The organism is Pseudomonas sp. W15Feb9B, from assembly GCF_000828175.1.
Lineage (GTDB): Bacteria > Pseudomonadota > Gammaproteobacteria > Pseudomonadales > Pseudomonadaceae > Aquipseudomonas > Aquipseudomonas parakoreensis.
This window is the reverse complement of the sequence record NZ_JTKF01000013.1, coordinates 1-3,433: the sequence shown is the minus strand read 5'-3', so window position 1 is coordinate 3,433 and position 3,433 is coordinate 1. Positions and strand designations below refer to the sequence as shown.

Sequence of the window (3,433 nt, the reverse complement as noted above, 5' to 3'; positions counted from 1 at the left end):
GTGTGGTTTTTCTATCAAGGCCCGGCCGCTGGCCGGGTCCATCCCTGAACGGACTTGTGGTTATTTATGGAAAAGTCGAAGTTGCGCAAAGTCGGTATGGGGTTGGCGTTGGCGGCGGTGGCCGGGTTGGTGCTGTACACGGTGCAGGCCCCGGCCGAAGCGCCGAAATACCAGACGGCGCCGGTCGAACGCACGGACATCGAAAACACCGTGCTCGCCACCGGTTTGCTGGAAGGCGTCAAGCAAGTGGATGTCGGCGCGCAGGTGTCGGGGCAGTTGAAGTCGCTCAAGGTCAAGGTTGGCGACAAGGTGAAGAAGGGCCAGTGGTTGGCCGAGATCGATCCGCTGGTGCTGCAGAACACCCTGCGTCAGGCGCAGGTCGATGAGGAAAACCTGCAGGCGCAAAAGCGCGCCACGCAAGCCCAGCTCAAGCAGACCAAAGCGATTTACCAGCGCTATCAGAACTTGCAGGAAGACGCGTCGATCTCGCGTCAGGATTTTGAAACCGCGCAATCGAACTACGAGGTGCAGCAGGCCAATCTGTTGTCGCTGGACGCGCAGATCAAGAGTGCGCACATCCAGATCGACACCGCCAAGGTCAACCTCGCGTATACGCGGATCGTCGCACCCATCGATGGCGACGTGGTCGGCATCGTCACCCAGGAAGGCCAGACCGTGATCGCTAACCAGTTGGCGCCGATCCTGCTGAAACTGGCGGATCTGGACACCATGACCATCAAGGCGCAGGTCTCGGAAGCGGACGTGATCCATATCGCACCGGGACAGCAGGTGTACTTCACCATTCTCGGCGAGGACAAACGCTATTACGGCAAGCTGCGCGGTACTGAACCAGCGCCGCAGAACTTCCTCGAAACGCCGCCGGCCGGCACCCCGAAACAAAACACTGCGGTGTTTTACAACGCGCTGTTCGAGGTGCCCAATCCCGACCATCGCTTGCGTATCTCGATGACCGCGCAGGTGCGTATCGTCCTTGATACCGCGCAATCGGTGCTGACCGTGCCGGTGGCCGCGCTCGGGCCACGCAATGCCGATGGCAGCTTTCCGGTGCGGGTGCTGGACGCCAAGGGCCAGGCGCAGTCGCGCAACGTGCAGACCGGGATCAACAACAACGTCAAAGTGCAGATCAATCAGGGCCTGAATGAAGGCGAGCGGGTGGTGATCGGCGATCCGCTGCCCGCCGTGGCGGGGGCTTGAGCATGACGCAGCCGTTACTGCAACTGACCGGCATCACCCGCAGTTTCACTGCCGGCGACCGCGAGTTTCTCGCGCTGAAGGACATCAACCTGACGATCAATGCCGGAGAAATGGTGGCGATCATCGGCGCCTCCGGCTCCGGCAAATCAACCCTGATGAACATCCTCGGCTGCCTCGATTACGCCACCGCCGGCAGCTACAGGATCAACGGTCAGGAGACCCGCGACCTCGACGATCAGGCGCTGGCCGAACTGCGCCGCGATTACTTCGGCTTCATCTTCCAGCGCTATCACTTGCTGCCGCACCTGAGCGCGATGCACAACGTCGAGATGCCGGCCATCTACGCTGGCATTCCCGCGCCGCAACGCCACGCCCGCGCCCGCGAGTTGTTGGCGCGACTGGGTCTCGACGGGCACCTGACCCACCGGCCGAGCCAGCTCTCCGGTGGTCAGCAGCAACGGGTGAGTATCGCCCGGGCCTTGATGAATGGCGGTGAAGTGATTCTCGCCGACGAACCCACCGGCGCCCTCGACACCGCCAGCGGCAAGGAGGTGATGCGCATTCTGCTGGAGCTGCACGCAGCCGGGCACACGGTGATTCTGGTGACCCACGACCCGAAAGTCGCGGCCAACGCCGAGCGCATCATCGAAGTCAGCGACGGCGAAATTCTCAGCGACCGGCGCAACCAGCGCGACACCGGGCAACTGTCGGACGAAGAGCAGGTGCCGGCCAAACCACCGGCGACCCGCCGCCTGGTGGCCAGCCTCGGGCTGTTCAAGGAGGCCTTCAACATGGCCTGGGTGGCGCTGATTTCGCACCGCATGCGCACCTTGCTGACCATGCTTGGCATCGTCATCGGTATCACCTCGGTGGTGTCGATTTCGGCGATCGGTGAGGGCGCGAAAAATTACGTGCTCAAGGACATTTCGGCAATCGGCAGCAACACCATCGATATCTATTCCGGCAGCAGTTTCGGCGACAAGCGCGCCGCCTCGATCGAGACACTGGTGCCGGCCGACGTTACCGCGCTGAATCAGCTGTATTACGTCGACAGCGCCACCCCGGTGGTCGGCCGCAGCATGCTCCTGCGTTACCGCAACATCGACCTCGACGCGCAGATCAACGGCGTCAGCGACCAGTACTTTCAGGTGCGTGGGATCAAACTGGAGGCGGGCATTACCTTCAGCGAAAGCGATGCGCGGCGCCAGGCGCAGGTGGTGGTGATCGATTACAACACTCGGCATCGGCTGTTCGCCGAGGGCGTCGATCCGCTGGGGCAGGTGATCCTGATCGGCAACCTGCCGTGCACGGTGATCGGCGTGGCGGCCGAGAACAAAAACCTGTTTGCCTCAGGCAAAACCCTCAACGTCTGGGTGCCCTACGAAACCGCCGCCGGGCGTATCCTGGGCCAACGTTTTCTCGACAGCATCAGCGTACGGATCAAGGACGGCCAGTCGAGCAAAGTCGTGGAAAATCATGTCACCCAATTGCTGCTGCAACGCCACGGCATCAAGGACTTCTACACCAACAACCTCGACAGCGTGATGCAGACCGTACAGAAAACCAGCCGCTCGCTGGCCTTGCTGCTGTCGCTGATCGCGGTGATTTCGCTGGTGGTCGGCGGCATCGGGGTGATGAACATCATGCTGGTGTCGGTCACCGAGCGTACCCGCGAGATTGGCATTCGCATGGCGGTCGGCGCACGGCAGTCGGACATTCGTCAGCAGTTTCTGGTGGAGGCGGTGATGGTCTGCCTGCTCGGCGGGGCCATCGGCATTTCCCTGTCGTACGCCATCGGCCACCTGTTTTCGCTGTTCATCAAGGAATGGGAAATGGTCTTCTCCATGGCCTCGGTGTTGACGGCGGTGATCTGCTCGACGCTGATCGGCATCGTCTTCGGTTTCGTTCCTGCGCGTAATGCTTCGCGCCTGGACCCGATCGAGGCGCTGGCGCGGGACTGATTGCCGGAGCTGATTGGCCGGGCTCGTGCCTTAAACGCACAAATCGAAAGGGACGGGTCATGACCCCGTCCCTGTTTTTCGCCCTCAATCCAACTGTGGGAGCTGGCTTGCCAGCGATGACGGCCTACCAGCCGACCAACCTCCCACCTGAATGCACTCGGTCAAATGGTGGGAGCTGGCTTGCCAGCGATGACGGCCTACAAGCCGACCAACCTCCCACTGAATGCACTCATTCCAACTGTGGGAGATTCTATGTT

General features: G+C 61.6%; 2 protein-coding genes. Both read left to right on the top strand.

The genetic code is table 11. From position 1 onward, the window contains the following. Positions 1 to 66 precede the first annotated feature (66 nt). Positions 67 to 1,215, top strand: coding sequence for a macrolide transporter subunit MacA (macA, locus tag OC71_RS08585; protein ID WP_041067195.1), 1,149 nt, complete (start codon positions 67 to 69; stop codon positions 1,213 to 1,215). 2 nt (positions 1,216 to 1,217) lie between these two features. After that, a complete protein-coding gene (locus tag OC71_RS08580; RefSeq protein ID WP_041067192.1) occupies positions 1,218 to 3,176 on the top strand; it encodes a MacB family efflux pump subunit in 1,959 nt (652 codons plus the stop codon). Positions 3,177 to 3,433 lie beyond the last annotated feature (257 nt).

Coding starts and splice junctions, on each gene's coding strand:
- macA (WP_041067195.1), top strand. CDS start 67: ATGGAAAAGTCGAAGTTGCGCAAAGTCGGTATGGGGTTGGCGTTGGCG.
- OC71_RS08580 (WP_041067192.1), top strand. CDS start 1,218: ATGACGCAGCCGTTACTGCAACTGACCGGCATCACCCGCAGTTTCACT.